Source organism: uncultured Kiloniella sp. (assembly GCF_937128705.1).
Lineage (GTDB): Bacteria > Pseudomonadota > Alphaproteobacteria > Kiloniellales > Kiloniellaceae > Kiloniella.
Genome location: NZ_CAKZMP010000358.1, coordinates 1 through 16,200, shown reverse-complemented (window position 1 = coordinate 16,200; position 16,200 = coordinate 1). Strand labels below are relative to the sequence as shown.

Sequence of the window (16,200 nt, the reverse complement as noted above, 5' to 3'; positions counted from 1 at the left end):
TGTTTTCCGACGGGACGAAAAAGTGTTTCGCCTTGCCCCGGCACCGGCGGATCAAGGCGGATCAAAACAGACCTAACATCACGGCGACGACGCTGACGCTCAATCATCTGACGTATGGATTCCAGCGCATGCCTCAGATCCAAACCAGTAAGATCCAGCTCAAAATCTGCATACCCGCTACCATCAATAAGATTGTTCAGGTTTAGTGTACCGTCTTCCATACCGCACCCTCTTTATTATGCATCTCAAAAGAGACACCACATGCACCCATCATCATATCGACAAAACATGACAGTACCAAGTAACCATTATTAACGAGCCTTCCAAACAAAAAAGGGAAGCCGAAGCCTCCCTTTTTCTAGTCTCATGAAAAAACTACATGCTTAAAAGAAGGCGCTGAGGATCTTCCATGCATTCCTTGATGCGGACAAGGAATGTCACGGCTTCACGTCCATCAATCAGGCGATGATCATAACTTAAAGCGGTGTACATCATCGGACGCACAACGACCTGACCGTTTATAGCAATCGGGCGCTCTTCAATTTTGTGTAGGCCAAGGATTGCAGCTTGCGGCATATTCAAGATTGGTGTTGAAAGCAACGATCCAAAAACACCACCATTTGTAATGGTGAAGCTTCCGCCCGTCATATCATCCATACCAAGCTTGCCATCACGTCCCTTCTTCGCAAGATCGCCGAGGCTACCCTCTATTTCAGAAAAGCTCTTCTTATCGCAATCCCGAATAACCGGCACCATCAACCCGGATGGGGTTGAAACAGCCATACCGATATCAAAGAAGCTGTTATAAACAATATCATCGCCATCAATACGTGCATTCACAGAGGGAACATCCTGTAATGCCTGAACGACCGCTTTGGCAAAGAAGCTATTAAAGCCGAGGCGAACACCATGCTTTTTCTCGAAAGCTTCTTTATATTGTTTACGCGTATCCATCACCGCTGACATATCAATTTCATTGAATGTTGTCAGCATCGCTGCGGTATTCTGCGCTTCTTTCAAACGACGAGAAATAGTCTTTCTCATCTTTGACATTTTTTCACGTGTTTCACGTGTTTCTACCGGTGCGGTAGACGTGCTTGTGGCCCCAGAAGCAGGAGAAGCAGAAACAGTTGGCGCAGGTGCAGGAGCAGCCGGAGGATTTTTCAGATGCTCAAGAACATCACCTTTTGTTAAAGCGCCGTCTTTGCCGCTCCCCTTAACCTGATGTGGATTAAGGTTATTTTCTGCAATCAGCTTAGCCACAGCAGGAGGCAAAGTCATCGCAGCTGGAGATGTATTACCCTCGAGGAAAGTAACCAAGTCAGCTGTCGTCACTTTGCCGCCGGCACCCGAACCGTTAATTTGAGAAGGATCCAAATCATTCCCCGTTGCTGGCGTTGCAGCCTTTGGCGCTTCTTGTGACGAAGCTGGTGCACTAGATGCGGTAGCAGGTTTGGAAGCAGCTTTTGAACCGCCAGATCCAGGTGTAATAACGCCTAGAATTGCGCCGACGCCAACATCAGAATCAGCCTCTGCAGCAATTGACGTCAACACACCCGCAACCGGGGCATTAACTTCCAAGGTGACTTTGTCCGTCTCGAGTTCGCAGATAGCTTCGTCCTGAGCAACGCTATCCCCAACAGACTTCATCCATTGCGCAACTGTGGCCTCTGTCACGGATTCACCTAGAACAGGAACGGGAATTTCAACAGGCTCACCTGTTGCTTCAACCGCCTCGGGCTCTGCCGCTTCTGAAGCTTCTGCAGGCGCCTGCTCTTTGGACTCAGTTGGTTTTGATGCAACAGGCGCCGAAGATGCTGCACCTTCGGCAATTGATCCAAGTACGGCACCCACTTCAACATCGTCGCCTTCATTGGCAACAATACCTTCGAGAACACCAGCAACTGACGCATTTACTTCTAACGTGACCTTGTCTGTCTCAAGCTCGACAATAGCTTCATCCATCGCAACTGCTTCACCTGGCTGTTTCAACCATTTCGCAACTGTTGCTTCTGTTACAGATTCCCCTAGTGCCGGAACGACTATTTCGGTGGCCATTTTTTGTCTCTATTATGTTTATTATGCTATGTGTAATTTGAACTCGCTCACATTTCTATCAGCTCATCCGTTAAGAAAAAGGGTGACCCGGGACAGGCCACCCTTCTTATTTATTCACCGGCTTTCGCAACCGGGCGTAATTTTTCAACTTTTGTCGCCGCCGCATCTCTCGCTTCAAGCTCTTCAGCTTTGCGTGTTTGAATACGACTCATCGCTTTTTTGCCAAGTGTAAAAGCATCATCCAACAGAGCTTCTAACTGAAGCGCATGTTTTTTGGCTGATCCAGTCGCAGGTGATGCCGCAGTCTTACGACCAGCATAACGAGGACGATAACTTTCAAAGCCCATTTCTTCTGCAACTTCCTCGATGAAAGTTGACACAAAAGTCCAGGCCCCCATATTACGATGCTCTTCCTGACACCAAACCAGATCACAATGCTCGTAGCCTTTAAGAGCCTGTGATAGTGCTTCGGCCGGGAATGGATAAAGCTGCTCAAGCCGGATAAGGTGAACATTGTTAATCCCACGCTTTTCACGTTCGTCGAGAAGGTCATAATAAACCTTACCCGTACAAAGAATAACCTGCTTGATCTTACTCGGCGGGTTCACTTTTACGCTACACGGCAAAACACGGTGGAACGATGTATCCGGCAACATATCTTCCAAATTGGAAACACATTGCTTGTGCCGCAGAAGAGATTTTGGCGTCATAATAATCAGCGGCTTACGGAAACCACGATGCATTTGACGTCTTAGAACATGGAAATAGTTCGCAGGTGTCGTACAGTTAACAACCTGAATGTTGTCTTCCGCACAAGACTGAAGGAAACGTTCAACGCGACCTGATGAATGTTCTGGCCCCTGCCCCTCATAGCCATGCGGCAAGAGCATAACCAAACCAGACATTCTCAGCCATTTGGATTCACCAGAAACGATGAACTGATCAATAATGATCTGCGCCCCGTTCACAAAGTCGCCAAACTGTGCTTCCCACAGAACCAGCGCATCTGGTTCGGCCAATGAATAACCGTATTCAAAACCAAGAACAGCCAACTCACTAAGCGGACTATTAATGATTTCAGCCTTTGCCTGGCTGGATCGAATACCATTCAACGGCTTGTATTCTGTTTCATCTTTTTGGTCGATCCACGCTGCGTGACGCTGCGAGAATGTTCCGCGGTTACAATCCTGTCCTGAAAGGCGAACCGGGTGACCTTCAACAAGCAAAGTTCCATAGGCAAGGGCTTCGGCAGTCGCCCAGTCAATGCCTTCGCCATTATCAATCATAGCCTGTTTGGCTTTGAGTTGGCGGGTTAACTTGCGATGAATGTTAAACCCATCGGGAACTGTACAAAGGGTATTTCCAACTTCTTTAAGAAGATCCAGCTCTACACCTGTATCCCCACGACGGGCATCATATCCCCGAACAGCGCCGATATGTGACCACTTACCTTCCAGCCAATCAGCTTTGTTTGGCTTATACCCTTCGGCAATCTGGAATTCTTCTTCCAGTTTGTCCCACCAGGTTTTGTTGATCGCGTCAATTTCACTTTGGGTAACAGTACCTTCAGACGATAGCTGCTCGGCATAGAGTTCACGGACAGAACGCTGTTGCGCGATCTTTTTGTACATCTGAGGTTGGGTAAACGTCGGCTCATCACCTTCGTTATGACCAAAGCGACGATAACAGAACATATCGATCACAACGTCAGACTTAAAGGTCTGACGGTATTCAATGGCAATACGTGCGACATGCACCACAGCTTCTGGGTCATCGCCGTTAACGTGAATAATTGGTGCCTGAATAATCTTGGCAACATCCGTACAGTAAGGGCCAGAACGGGAATGAACCGGATCAGTGGTAAAACCGATCTGGTTATTCACAATAAAGTGGATCGTTCCACCCGTAGTGTACCCATCAAGCTCGGATAGATCCAACGTTTCGGGAACAAGTCCCTGTCCAGCGAATGCCGCATCACCATGGAGTAAAATACCCATGATCTTGCTACGATCGTTATCGTTTTTCTGATCCTGTTTCGCACGGACCTTACCCACAACAACAGGGTCAACTGCCTCTAGATGGGACGGATTAGCTGTTAGAGAAAGGTGAACAGAATTGCCATCAAACTCGCGGTCCGAAGAAGTACCAAGGTGGTATTTCACATCTCCGGAACCGCCAACATCTTCAGGATTGGCTGCGCCACCTTTAAATTCGCTGAAAATTGCCCGGAAAGGTTTCCCCATCAGGTTAGCAAGAATGTTGAGGCGGCCGCGATGGGCAACCCCGAGAACAACCTCTTCCAAACCTAGCGCGGACCCTCTTTTGAGAATTTGTTCAAGTGCAGGTACCATTGTTTCGGCGCCATCAAGACCAAAACGCTTCGTACCTGTGTATTTTTTACCAAGGAATTGTTCAAAAATCTCGGCCGCAGACAGGCGTTCCAATATTGCCTGTTTACCTTTAGCCGTGAAATCTGTTCGGTTATTGATGCCCTCGATGCGCTCTTGGATCCAGGCTTTTTGCTCTGGTTCCTGAATATGCATAAACTCGACACCAATTTTGCCGCAATAGGTCTTGCGAACCCGCTCGACAATTTGACGTAATGTCGCCGTTTCCAGCCCAAGAACACCATTGATAAAGATCGGATGATCCATATCTTCATCACCAAAGCCATAAGCTCTTGGGTCCAATTCAGGGTGCGGATTAACCGGCTTCAAGCCAAGAGGATCAAGATTCGCTTCGAGATGACCACGGACACGGTAGGCCCGTATCAACATCAAGGCACGAATTGAATCAAGGATTGCACGACGGTTTTCTTCATCGCTCAACGGCACGCCACTCGCTTGTGCCGGAGCCGCAGGGACAGTGCTAACACCATGAATCCCTGCGAGTAAATCTTTGGCATCTTCTTCCAGATTAGAGAAGAAAGATTGCCACCCCGCATCTACAGAATCAGGGTGGCTTATGAACTGAGCGTAGAGATCGGCCAGTTCGCCAGCTTTCGGGCCAAAATAGCGGGCTTCATGCCCAACAGTAGTGTTCGCCATCTATAACCTGTAGCCGAACTGGAGGGTACCAGTTCGGCTCCCTCCAAATTAGGTTGTTATCCTTGCATAGCTTTCAGCATTGTGCTGCCAAGACTAGCAGGAGAATCTGCGACAAGGAAACCAGCTGACTTCATGGCTTCAATCTTGTCATCCGCACCACCTTTACCACCAGCAATAATCGCACCGGCATGACCCATACGACGCCCTGGAGGCGCTGTAACACCCGCGATAAAGCCTGCAATTGGCTTTTTCACTTTGGACGCAGCAAAGAATTCTGCCGCTTCTTCTTCCGCACTACCACCAATCTCACCGATCATGATAATGCCTTGGGTTTCATCGTCTTCTAGGAAGAGTTCCAAGCAATCGATAAAGTTCGTACCGTTCACCGGATCACCACCGATACCGATACATGTAGATTGACCAAGGTTCGCAGCCGTTGTTTGTGCAACAGCTTCATAGGTCAATGTACCGGAACGCGAAACAATCCCGATTTTACCGCGCTGGTGAATGTGCCCTGGCATGATACCAATTTTACATTCATCCGGCGTAATAATCCCTGGGCAGTTAGGTCCGATCAAGCGAGATCCAGATCCTTCCAAAGCACGCTTTACACGTACCATATCGAGAACAGGAATGCCTTCGGTAATACAAACGATCAATTCAACGCCCGCATCAACGGCTTCGAGAATAGCATCACCAGCAAAGGGCGGCGGCACATAGATAACAGATGCATTTGCTTCTGTTTTATGAACTGCTTCTGCCACTGTGTTGAAAACAGGTAGATCAAGGTGGCTTGTACCACCTTTACCCGGCGTCACACCACCAACCATCTTTGTGCCATAAGCAACTGCTTGCTCAGAGTGGAAGGTTCCCTGTGCACCTGTGAAGCCCTGACAGATAACACGAGTATTTTTATTAACAAGTACCGACATTTTACGCGGCCTCCTTCACGGCTTTGACCACTTTTTCAGCAGCATCAGCTAGGTCATCACCAGAAATAATAGGGAGACCGGATTCCGCCATAATTTTCTTACCAAGATCGACGTTTGTACCTTCTAGGCGAACAACCAATGGAACGCTGAGCGATACTTCACGAGCAGCAGCAACAACACCCTCGGCAATCACATCACAACGCATGATGCCACCAAAGATATTAACCAGAATACCCTTAACATTTGGATCAGAAAGAATGATCTTGAAAGCAACGGTCACACGCTCTTTCGTCGCACCACCACCAACGTCTAGGAAGTTAGCAGGCTCACTGCCGTATAGCTTGATGATATCCATCGTTGCCATCGCAAGACCAGCACCGTTCACCATGCACCCAATTTCACCATCCAGTGAAATGTAGTTTAATTCATGGCGAGCCGCTTCAAGTTCTTTTGCATCTTCTTCGTCTTCATCGCGCATACCTGCAACGTCTTTGTGACGGAAAAGCGCGTTATCGTCGAAGTTCATTTTAGCGTCGAGTGCAATAATGTCGCCTGCACCAGTCACAACCAATGGGTTGATCTCAACGATACTGGCGTCAAGATCCATAAAGGCTTTGTACATCGTCGCCATGAATTTCACAGCTGCACCGACCTGCTTGCCCTCAAGCCCCAAGCCGAAAGCTAGGTTACGACCGTGATAAGGCATAAAACCTTCGACAGGATCGATAGCAACTTTCAAGATTTTTTCAGGCGTGGCTTCGGCCACTTCCTCAATTTCCATTCCACCTTCGGTAGATGCCATGATGGTCACGCGGCTGGTCGCGCGATCAATTAGCATTCCAAGATAGAGTTCACGTTTAATGTCACAGCCTTCTTCGATGTAAAGGCGTTTCACTTCTTTACCGACAGCGCCTGTCTGCTTTGTCACGAGGGTATGACCAAGCATCTTGCGCGCGTTTTCTTTCACATCATCAAGCGTCTTGCAGAGACGAACTCCACCGTCGCCATCAGGGTCGTCGGTGAAACGGCCTGCTCCACGTCCACCTGCGTGGATTTGGGATTTTACAACCCAGATTGGGCCGCCCAGTTCACGGGCTGCATTTTCTGCCTCTTCCGGTGTAAAAGCAACTGATCCACGGGGAACAGCTACACCGTATTTTCTCAGCAGCTCTTTAGCTTGATATTCATGAATGTTCATGGGACGCCACAAAGCCTCAATTGGTTTTATTTTTTAAATATGGTTAACGAGTCCGAAAACCCTCGTACCGACAATATACACTTAATTTGTTAAGAGCATACCGATAGATACTTAGCGATAGATTAACACCCCGGACCCAGAGCGCAACCGCACCGCAACAATTTTTGTCGGAAAATTGGCATAAAATGCCGCGGATAGTCGGAAAAATAAAAGGCGTTGCGACTTATCGTCAACAACGCCTTTCACTATTCTCAATCACAAGAAGATTTAATTGTGCAATGCACAGTACCTTCTTAGCCTTTAGCCTGGATATCCTTACAAGCTTCGACAAGCCCCTTAACAGCCTCTACAGAGCTGGCAAGAAGCGCAGATTCCGTAGCATCCAGGTCGATTTCAACAACTTTTTCGACACCGTTTGCTCCCAAAATTGCGGGGACACCAACGTACATACCGTCAACGCCATACTGACCTTCAAGATATGCAGCGCATGGCAGAACGCGACGCTTGTCTTTCAGATAGCTTTCCGCCATCAAAATTGCAGAAGCAGCCGGTGCATAAAAAGCAGAACCGGTTTTCAACAACCCAACGATCTCAGCACCACCATTTTTTGTGCGCTCGACAATAGAATCCAGTTTCTCTTGGCTCATCCAACCCATTTTAATGAGTTCTGGCAAAGAAATACCGGCAACAGTTGAATGACGAACCATTGGCACCATCGTGTCACCATGACCACCAAGAACAAATGCTGTTACATCTTCAACAGATACATTCATCTCATCAGCAAGGAAGTGACGGAAACGGGCAGAGTCCAAAACCCCGGCCATACCAACAACTTTATTAGCCGGAAGGCCTGAAGCCTGCTGAAGAACCCAGACCATTGCATCCAGAGGATTGGTAATGCAGATAACAAAAGCATTTGGGCAATGCTGTTTAATACCTTCACCAACTGACTGCATAACCTTGATGTTAATGCCCAGTAGGTCATCGCGGCTCATGCCGGGCTTACGGGCGACGCCCGCAGTTACAATCACAACATCGGAATCAGCGATGTCTGCGTAGTCGTTTGCCCCTTTAAGATCAGCATCAAAACCTTCTACAGGAGAAAGTTGAGCAAGATCCAGCGCCTTACCCTGAGGAATACCTTCGGCAATGTCGAAAAGAACGACATCGCCCAAATCTTTCATTCCAGCCAACAAAGCAAGTGTGCCGCCAATATTACCAGCACCAACAAGCGCGATCTTTTTACGTGCCATGATTTCTGTCCTTATCAGGATTTCTTCGGCCCGATCGGGCCCTCGATCAAATGCGTCGCAGATAAAAGTACCTGCAAAATACACAGGGAGTCCTAGCGCGTATCCCCATTTTGAGCAAGGAACTTTGTTGCATTGCACACAGACTCCTCTTGTTCAAACTTTAGTGATCTCGGCTCAACAGGCAAAAGTACTTACCCTTATCTGTCCGTAACTATTTTGCGCATTTCACACAAGATGTTGCATAGGGAAGGGCAATCAGCCGGGCTTCCGGGATGGTTTCCCCACAACCAGAGCAAATACCATAGGTATCATTCTTTATGCGCGTCAGCGCAGCTCGAATCTGATTTATCTCAACCAATCCAGCCTCTTCAAGCCCTTCAAGAACCTGGTCCCCTTCACTTTCTGTTGCGTTTTCTCCCCAGTCCTGACTATGAGGTTCCCGAAGGTCATGCTCGATTTGATCAACCCGAACGCCAAGTTCTTCCATTCGGGCTTTCAAGCTGGCTTTAATTTTATTCAGATCAGGCATTTGCACAGTTTCCCTTCTGATAGCTCTATTGATTTGGATAGTACTATTGGGATTATGGCACTTGCTTTAAACGAGTCATTGACTCAGGTCAGCATTATTTAAGAGATAGCAAGCACACCGCTCATGAGAGATTACTCTCATGAAGCATCATTTTACGGCTTTTTTTGATTTAAGGGAAGCTTTACCTAAAATTAAAAGGGTCATACCTGTGGCATGCCTGTATTACTTATCTATATGTGGCTGGATAATATATTCCTGAGATCTCATTTCCTGAAGCCGACTGACTGTGCGCTCAAATTCAAAAGCGCCATCGCCGCTGGGATATAGTTCTTCCGGTTCAGCCGCAGCAGCAGCAACCAAATTACACCGATGTTCATATAGGGCATCAATTAGAGACATGAACCGACGCGCCTTATCTCTATTCTCTGAGCCCATTATAGGAATATCCGATAAAATCAACGTATGATATTTCTTGGCAATCGTTAAATAATCTCCAGGCCCAAGAGCCGTCGCGCAAAGCTCATCAAAGGTAGCAAAAGCAACTTTTCTTGCTGTCTTTGCCATTCTCACTTCCCGCCCTTTGATATGAAGGATCTCTTCTTCAGCCTGCGCCCCCTCAGTCAGCTGGAAGAAAGCCTCTTCCAATGCGTGGCTGGCTTCATTGCCAAGTGGGGTGTAATAGACAGGAAGGTTTTTCATCCGCTCCAGGCGATAATCAATTCCAGAATCAAGCTGCAGCACATCCAATCGTTCCTTTAAAAGATCGATAAAAGGCAAAAAGCTCTCGCGTTGCAGCCCATTCTCATACAGCCGATCCGGTGGCCAGTTCGAAGTCGCAACGACAACAACACCCTTATCAAACAAAGCTTCAAACAAGCGGGCCAAAATCATCGCATCAGCGATATTCACCACATGGAATTCATCAAAACAAAGGAGTAACGCCTCTTCTGCCAGCTCCGCAGCAACATCAGGCAAGGGATCAGCACGGGTTCCCTTATGTTTTCCTCGCCATTTGTGAAGACGCTCCTGCACCTCCAACATAAAGGCATGAAAATGAACACGCCGCTTTGGCTCCGTCGGGGCGACAGAAAAGAACATATCCATAATTGTGGATTTCCCAGTACCAACACCCCCAAACAGATATAGCCCTTGCGGTGGGGTTATTTTTCGACGCCCCAAACCAAGACGTTCCTTCCATCCCCCCATTCCCGTCGAAGGTTGGTAATTTTTCAAAGCATGATACAAGCTTTGTAATTTTTCAGCCGCAAGTTCCTGCGTTTGATCAGGACGAAGCTCACCAGCGTTTCGCATATCACGATAGAGAAAAAGCGGTCCTTCACTCATAGAAAAGAAATTCCCAAACCTGCATATAAATTAATCAAATTGAATGCTTAACGCCCGCCTTTAACGTCCACCAGAGCAATCAAGAATTGTTCCATTACAGTAAGATGCCTGATCAGAGCAAAGCCAAAGAACAGCATTGGCAATTTCTTGTGCTGTCCCCGCACGTTTCAGAGGAATGACAGGTGCAATTCTGTCAACGCGGCCAGGCTCTCCACCTGATGCATGAATATCGGTGTCGATGATACCCGGGGATACTGCATTTACTCTGATACCTTCGCCACCAACTTCTTTCGCCAATCCAACGGTCATTGCATCAACAGCAGCTTTAGAAGCTGCGTACCAGACGTATTCTCCCGGAGATCCAAGCCTAGCTGCGATGGATGATACCGTGACAATCGATCCACCCTTTCCACCATACTCTGTCGACATTAACTTTACTGCTTCTTGCGAGCAATAAAGAGCCCCCAGTGTATTAATGCCAATTACTTTATTCATGGTTTCAGGATCAACCTCGTCAAATCGACAGATCTTTCCCGTAATACCAGCATTATTAACTAAGACTGACGGAGTACCAAACTCAGACTTCACTTGTTCAAAAAGGGCTTTTACTTGATTTGGATCAGAAATATCAGCTTTTATCGCCACAGCAGATCCACCTTGATCATGTATCTCCCGCACCAAATTAACCGCGGCATCAGCGCGAGTATGATAATTGATAGCGACAGAATATCCCTCAGTAACAGCCATTTTTGATATGGCAGCACCAATTCCCCGACTTCCGCCAGTGACGATCATTACTCTGTTCATAAAACCTCCTGTCTTGCGCTTGATATCGCAATGCGAGATCATAAAACCCTGAAATGATTATTATTACAACTCTCCGAATTGCCAATGGCATAACAAAAAGAACAACAAATAAAGAGCTTAAAAGACATAACGATCAATTCGACCCATAACATCAACTCGGCAAAATTACAGGAGAAAACGATGAACGAAGACGCCCTGAACATGAGCATTCGTAAATTCCTTAAAAAAGTAGGCATCACATCACAGCGTGAGATCGAAGCCGCTATTCGTCAGAAAACTGAAGGTGATCAGATAAACGGCCAATCTTCATTTGTCATATCAGTACACCTAAGTGCCCCTGAACTCGGACTCGATCATAAAATTGACGGTAAAATAGAACTGGAATAATTTTTTTTAAAAACAAACGACGGTTTTTATTTTCTTCCTGCGTTGAAAGAACATGAAACGATCATTACAGGAGAAAAACCATGATCAGTAAAAAGACTCTTATTGTTGCAAGTTCAATTGCATTTCTAACCGCAAGTGCCGCCTTTGCTGCCGGCGGCGGAAAGTGGAAGAACCACTTCGAAGAAGCTGACACAAACGGTGATGGACAAATCACACAGCAAGAAATTGCGAATGTACAGGCGACAAAATTCAGTCAGACCGACCTAAATAATGACGGTTCTATCAGCTTGCCAGAAATGCAAGAAGCTGTTGCCAGGCACATCGCCGAAAGAACAAAAAGTAAATTTGGCAAAATGGATGCTGATAATTCTGGCGGGATCTCAACCGAAGAATTTAATGCTAGAATAGACAAAATGATAAAACACCTTGATCGTAATAACGACGGGGTCATTGATAAAGAAGAAATACCCCATAAAAAGTGGCACAAAGGATAATCTTTTAATTTGATCAACCAAAGTGCAATTGAGTGGTAGAGAAACCGGGTCATCAATGACAATGCCTCAAACCCCAATAGAGGATGCGAATTTAATGGCCCGTGTTGCGCAGGGAGACGCAAATGCATGCCGTCTTCTTGTGCAACGGCACCTCAATCCACTTGTGGGATTAGCCATGCGGATGACTGAAAGTAAATCTGAAGCAGAAGACATCGCCCAAGAAGCTTTTGTCAGGCTGTGGAAACAAAGCCATGACTGGCAAGCCAAAGCCAAGGTATCAACATGGCTTTACAGAGTGGTCCATAATCTTTCTATTGATGCTATCCGTCGAAAAAATCGGCAGACATTATCCGAAAATGATCGGGTACAAATAAGCGAAAACACAACAAGCACCCAAAAAACTCAGGATCAGATGCTTCATCAACAAGACATAACACGGCAGGTCGAAACAGCTATATCTCACTTACCCGAGCGGCAAAGAACGGCGATCACCCTTGTTCATCATAGGGACATGTCGAATAAAGATGCCGCTCACGTTATGGATATCTCTGTTGACGCACTTGAATCTCTCTTGGCAAGAGCACGGCGGAGTCTCAAAGAGATCCTTTCAGAAAGCCGTAAAGACTTACTGGGAGCAGCATCATGATGCCTAACTCACCTCTCTCAAGCAAAGACAGAACGGAGCTCACTTATCTTTTTGATTGCTATGGTGCTTACTCTCACCACTGGCCTGAAGAAAAACGCGACTGGGCCTCAAACCTTATCGACCATCACCCTGAAGCCAAGGTGTTGAGGGATCAGGCTCTTGAGTTCGATCGGTTACTTGACCAAAGTCCAGCAGAGCCAGATTCAGTGCACCTCATCAACTCCATTTTGGCTCAAGCGCCGCAAAAAAAACAACAGCCCAACCAAGAACAAAGCATACTTCATAAACTGTGGCCCTTTGAAAGTATATGGCGACCTATTTCAGCCCTGACGACAGCTGGCATATTCGGCATTCTGCTTGGAACAACGTCTCCGGCCTTCCTCTATCAACAAGAGGCAATAGAAATGGAAATCGCTTATCTAGAATTCTCTCTGGGTGATAACTTCACAAATAATTTTCCAGAAGGAGAAATTGACTAATGCCCGTTCCTTCAAAAAAGGTTCTTACTATAATTTTCTCTATTTCCTTGGCCTTCAATATTTTCATGGGTGGCCTTATCGGATCGCATATGTGGCACGCACGCACTTATGGTCCCGTCGGTATGCATGGTAAATCACAAGAACAAAAGAAACAGTGGCGCAACCTCTCGTCAGAACAACGTGATATTTTCAAAGAAGTATGGCGGGAACACAAATCAGATATTAAATCCTCTTTTAAGGATCTGCGCGCATCGCATAAAAAATTAAAAGGCAATTTAAAAGGGAAGACCGAACGTCCGGAATTTGAGGCTGCCTTTGAAATTTTTATGGCCGAACAATCCGACATTCACAGTCAAACGCTGGAAAAGCTACTCGACATCGCAATGACCTTACCACCAAAAGACCGTAGCACCTTTCTCTCCTTGTGGGGAACAGGCCCTAGCAGAGGCAAGCACCAACAACGATAAGATAAAACCTCATTGAAAGAACTACTGAACAATCCGATTTGCGGGCAAGATAATGGACGCCGTGGTCCCCTTACCTTCTTCACTTGAAAGACGAAGGCTGCCGTTGTGAAGCAAACAAAGCTTCTGAGAAATTGAAAGCCCCAAGCCAGTTCCCTGAACTTGCCTTGTCATCGCCGCATCAACTTGAATAAAGGGGCTCATGACATCCTGCAATAATTCTTGTGGAATACCTATCCCGGTATCTGTGACCTGAATAAATATCGTATCCTTGTCACGGCCTCCATCAATTGTGATCTTGCCGCCTGCTGGTGTAAACTTTACAGCATTGGACAGTAAATTAATCAAAATCTGTTTCATTCCCCGCTCATCAGCATAAACGTTTGGAAGAGATGCTGTTGATGCAATTTCAAGGTCCAGTTCACCGCTATCCAATCGAGGACGAATGATCGTTATAGATGAATTAATCAAGTTCTGAAGGTCAATTTCCTCCTCATTGAGAGAGAACTCTCCAGCTTCAATTTTAGACAGATCAAGTATGTCATTAATCAGATTCAACAGGTGATCACCACTATTTCTAATGTCAGATAAATAGTCGTGATATCTCTCTGATCCCAGAGGCCCAAAAACTTCACGCTCCATTAGCTCTGAAAAACCGATAATGGCATTCAACGGCGTGCGTAATTCATGGCTCATATTAGCCAAAAATTCGGACTTCGCACGGTTCGCGACCTCGGCGCTTTCCTTAGCCTGCCTTAATTGGGCTTCAGCCTCGCGCTGTTTGGTAATATCTTCCTTCGTCGCGACATAGTTTGTGATTTCACCCTGATCGTTTACAACACTTGATATAGAAGCTCGTTCCCAAAAATAATCACCATTTTTGTGTTTATTTTTAAATACGCCTGTCCAGACGTGGCCGTTTGAAATGGTCTCCCAGAGTTCTTTATATTGAACTTCGGTAGTATGGCCCGACTTCAATACACTAGGCGTTTTCCCGATAACTTCATCCGGGCTATAGCCTGTAACATCCGTGAACTTGGGATTTACATACTCAACGACGCCATTTGGATCGGTGATTTGAATAACGGCAGGATTTTGCTCGATAGCTTTTGAGAGTTTTCGTAGTCGCCCCTCGACCTCTTTTTGCGCAGAGATATCCCGGATAAAAGTAATCCTGTTATTCTCTCCATCAAGGACGCTATTTTTTGCGGTGATGCTTACCTCAAAACGCGATTGATCTTTGCGAATACAAATAGCTTCATATGCACCCGTCTTTTTTGTGTTGATTGCATTACGAACCTCACCAAGGGATTCTGGCGCAATCAGATCCTCCACCTGCAAAAGAATCATTTCTTCGTATTCATAACCAAACATACGCATAGCTGCATCATTGCAGTCTGACATTACATCATCAGCATGAATAATAATTCCCTCATTTGAAAGTTCAGATAATCTACGGAGACGTTCTTCACTCACCCTCAGATTTTCTTCCGCCCTTATACGCTCAGAAATATCAACGCTGACACCAATTAACCCCGCAAATGTTCCATCAGTATTATTATATCGCGCTTTATGCATCAAAATATGCATATCTGAACCATCTGGACGTGTAAAAACGGCGGTCCCTTCATCAGTCATCCCTGCATAAATCGCCTGCTGGTCCGCCGCGATAAAAGTATCGGCCAATTCCTTTGGGAACAATTCATGGGATGTTTTACCAATAATCTGATCCAGCTCTAACCCAATATTTTTGAGGAACAGCTTATTGCATCCCAGATATTTTCCGTCTTGATCTTTGAAGTAAATCTGAGCAGGAACAGCATCCAATAATGTTTGCAAAAAGTGATTATGCTGCTCTACCGCACTTTCAGCTTCTTCGAGACGTTTAATCTGTTGATTGAGTTTTTGAAAGCTAGGGACTGCTCTGATAATGCCAATAAAAAGAAAGATTGCGCCCCCAAGATAGCCAACCATCTTTTCCAATATTGCCTGATACGCTGTATCGCCGACAATCAGGAATTTATTAAGCTGAGGGAAGTTATCAGACACATCCAACAGACTTGCAACTGCCAAAAGAACAAAGCCCGCCGTGATAAAGTTCCAACCACGAAAAGCAAGATCCTGAGCCGGGCGACGCCAAATAACAACACCAACGAGAGTGATCAGAACGGCTGTACGAAATATTTCCGCCGTCAAATCCAGCATTTAAGAACAGGCTCCCCACCCCACACTACAAAATCCTTACTTCTCAATCACCCAAAAGTTGTGGGGACGATTCCAGAACTTAAACATTTATTTTCATAATTAAGCTAGGGTGTGGACTCAATTGATCCAACATCTAATTGAGAAAAGGAATAGCATGTTTAGAAAATTTGCTCCCTTTTTCTCAAATCTTGTTGCCAGCCGTCTCATATCCTTCATTTTACAAAAGAAACGCTCAACAATATTTCTCATAGCATAAAGGTTCTTATCGTGAGGGATCTGCTTTTTGGCGTTACTTTTTGAGGGAATGACAGCCAAGGCCCCTTCATCAGCGATAGCTTCTCTGATTTTATGACTGCT

The 16,200-nt window shown here is 46.1% G+C and carries 16 protein-coding genes; 5 read left to right on the top strand and 11 right to left on the bottom strand.

Going from position 1 to position 16,200, the window contains the following annotated elements; genetic code table 11:
* From Q0241_RS18225 to Q0241_RS18180, 9 genes are all read right to left on the bottom strand, one after another.
* The coding region (locus Q0241_RS18225) for a hypothetical protein (protein ID WP_299380406.1) at positions 1-221 on the bottom strand (221 nt) is incomplete at its 3' end.
* Between the two features lie 154 nt (positions 222-375).
* Positions 376-2,058 carry a 2-oxoglutarate dehydrogenase complex dihydrolipoyllysine-residue succinyltransferase gene (gene odhB, locus Q0241_RS18220; RefSeq protein ID WP_366941200.1) on the bottom strand — a complete coding sequence of 561 codons (1,683 nt, stop codon included), beginning with the start codon at positions 2,056-2,058 and terminating at the stop codon, positions 376-378.
* Positions 2,059-2,168: 110 nt separating this feature from the next.
* Positions 2,169-5,105 carry a 2-oxoglutarate dehydrogenase E1 component gene (locus tag Q0241_RS18210; RefSeq protein WP_299380404.1) on the bottom strand — a complete coding sequence of 979 codons (2,937 nt, stop codon included), beginning with the start codon at positions 5,103-5,105 and terminating at the stop codon, positions 2,169-2,171.
* A 56-nt stretch (positions 5,106-5,161) separates the two neighbouring features.
* The gene (gene sucD / locus Q0241_RS18205) at positions 5,162-6,037 is read right to left on the bottom strand and encodes a succinate--CoA ligase subunit alpha (protein WP_299380402.1); all 876 of its coding nucleotides are present in this window, start codon (positions 6,035-6,037) and stop codon (positions 5,162-5,164) included.
* A gap of 1 nt (position 6,038) precedes the next feature.
* Positions 6,039-7,235, bottom strand: coding sequence for an ADP-forming succinate--CoA ligase subunit beta (sucC, locus tag Q0241_RS18200; protein ID WP_047764968.1), 1,197 nt, complete (start codon positions 7,233-7,235; stop codon positions 6,039-6,041).
* A gap of 293 nt (positions 7,236-7,528) precedes the next feature.
* Entirely contained in the window at positions 7,529-8,488 is a 960-nt protein-coding gene (mdh, locus tag Q0241_RS18195) for a malate dehydrogenase (RefSeq protein WP_085906832.1), read from the bottom strand.
* 211 nt (positions 8,489-8,699) lie between these two features.
* Positions 8,700-9,017, bottom strand: coding sequence for a TraR/DksA family transcriptional regulator (locus Q0241_RS18190; RefSeq protein WP_299380396.1), 318 nt, complete (start codon positions 9,015-9,017; stop codon positions 8,700-8,702).
* 222 nt (positions 9,018-9,239) lie between these two features.
* Positions 9,240-10,361 carry a cell division protein ZapE gene (zapE, locus tag Q0241_RS18185; protein WP_299380394.1) on the bottom strand — a complete coding sequence of 374 codons (1,122 nt, stop codon included), beginning with the start codon at positions 10,359-10,361 and terminating at the stop codon, positions 9,240-9,242.
* A 60-nt stretch (positions 10,362-10,421) separates the two neighbouring features.
* Positions 10,422-11,168, bottom strand: coding sequence for a glucose 1-dehydrogenase (locus Q0241_RS18180; protein WP_299380392.1), 747 nt, complete (start codon positions 11,166-11,168; stop codon positions 10,422-10,424).
* Positions 11,169-11,348: 180 nt separating this feature from the next.
* Between Q0241_RS18180 and Q0241_RS18175 the strand changes: the two genes are divergently transcribed.
* From Q0241_RS18175 to Q0241_RS18155, 5 genes are all read left to right on the top strand, one after another.
* Positions 11,349-11,555 carry a DUF6494 family protein gene (locus Q0241_RS18175; protein WP_299380389.1) on the top strand — a complete coding sequence of 69 codons (207 nt, stop codon included), beginning with the start codon at positions 11,349-11,351 and terminating at the stop codon, positions 11,553-11,555.
* An 80-nt stretch (positions 11,556-11,635) separates the two neighbouring features.
* Entirely contained in the window at positions 11,636-12,049 is a 414-nt protein-coding gene (locus tag Q0241_RS18170; RefSeq protein WP_299380387.1) for an EF-hand domain-containing protein, read from the top strand.
* 61 nt (positions 12,050-12,110) lie between these two features.
* Positions 12,111-12,695 (top strand): sigma-70 family RNA polymerase sigma factor, encoded by a 585-nt coding sequence (locus Q0241_RS18165; protein ID WP_299380385.1) that lies wholly within the window; start codon positions 12,111-12,113, stop codon positions 12,693-12,695.
* Positions 12,692-13,174, top strand: coding sequence for a hypothetical protein (locus Q0241_RS18160; protein ID WP_299380382.1), 483 nt, complete (start codon positions 12,692-12,694; stop codon positions 13,172-13,174). Before Q0241_RS18165 ends, Q0241_RS18160 begins: the two co-directional genes overlap by 4 nt.
* Entirely contained in the window at positions 13,174-13,641 is a 468-nt protein-coding gene (locus Q0241_RS18155; protein ID WP_299380379.1) for a periplasmic heavy metal sensor, read from the top strand. The genes Q0241_RS18160 and Q0241_RS18155 overlap by 1 nt, the downstream gene beginning before the upstream one ends.
* Positions 13,642-13,662: 21 nt before the next feature.
* Here the strand turns inward: Q0241_RS18155 and Q0241_RS18150 are convergent, their stop codons facing one another.
* Together Q0241_RS18150 and Q0241_RS18145 are read right to left on the bottom strand one after the other, a co-directional pair.
* Positions 13,663-15,843 carry a PAS domain-containing sensor histidine kinase gene (locus tag Q0241_RS18150; RefSeq protein WP_299380377.1) on the bottom strand — a complete coding sequence of 727 codons (2,181 nt, stop codon included), beginning with the start codon at positions 15,841-15,843 and terminating at the stop codon, positions 13,663-13,665.
* 117 nt (positions 15,844-15,960) lie between these two features.
* The coding region (locus Q0241_RS18145; protein ID WP_299380374.1) for a transposase at positions 15,961-16,200 on the bottom strand (240 nt) is incomplete at its 5' end.

Coding starts and splice junctions, on each gene's coding strand:
- odhB (WP_366941200.1), bottom strand. CDS start 2,058: ATGGCCACCGAAATAGTCGTTCCGGCACTAGGGGAATCTGTAACAGAA.
- Q0241_RS18210 (WP_299380404.1), bottom strand. CDS start 5,105: ATGGCGAACACTACTGTTGGGCATGAAGCCCGCTATTTTGGCCCGAAA.
- sucD (WP_299380402.1), bottom strand. CDS start 6,037: ATGTCGGTACTTGTTAATAAAAATACTCGTGTTATCTGTCAGGGCTTC.
- sucC (WP_047764968.1), bottom strand. CDS start 7,235: ATGAACATTCATGAATATCAAGCTAAAGAGCTGCTGAGAAAATACGGT.
- mdh (WP_085906832.1), bottom strand. CDS start 8,488: ATGGCACGTAAAAAGATCGCGCTTGTTGGTGCTGGTAATATTGGCGGC.
- Q0241_RS18190 (WP_299380396.1), bottom strand. CDS start 9,017: ATGCCTGATCTGAATAAAATTAAAGCCAGCTTGAAAGCCCGAATGGAA.
- zapE (WP_299380394.1), bottom strand. CDS start 10,361: ATGAGTGAAGGACCGCTTTTTCTCTATCGTGATATGCGAAACGCTGGT.
- Q0241_RS18180 (WP_299380392.1), bottom strand. CDS start 11,168: ATGAACAGAGTAATGATCGTCACTGGCGGAAGTCGGGGAATTGGTGCT.
- Q0241_RS18175 (WP_299380389.1), top strand. CDS start 11,349: ATGAACGAAGACGCCCTGAACATGAGCATTCGTAAATTCCTTAAAAAA.
- Q0241_RS18170 (WP_299380387.1), top strand. CDS start 11,636: ATGATCAGTAAAAAGACTCTTATTGTTGCAAGTTCAATTGCATTTCTA.
- Q0241_RS18165 (WP_299380385.1), top strand. CDS start 12,111: ATGCCTCAAACCCCAATAGAGGATGCGAATTTAATGGCCCGTGTTGCG.
- Q0241_RS18160 (WP_299380382.1), top strand. CDS start 12,692: ATGATGCCTAACTCACCTCTCTCAAGCAAAGACAGAACGGAGCTCACT.
- Q0241_RS18155 (WP_299380379.1), top strand. CDS start 13,174: ATGCCCGTTCCTTCAAAAAAGGTTCTTACTATAATTTTCTCTATTTCC.
- Q0241_RS18150 (WP_299380377.1), bottom strand. CDS start 15,843: ATGCTGGATTTGACGGCGGAAATATTTCGTACAGCCGTTCTGATCACT.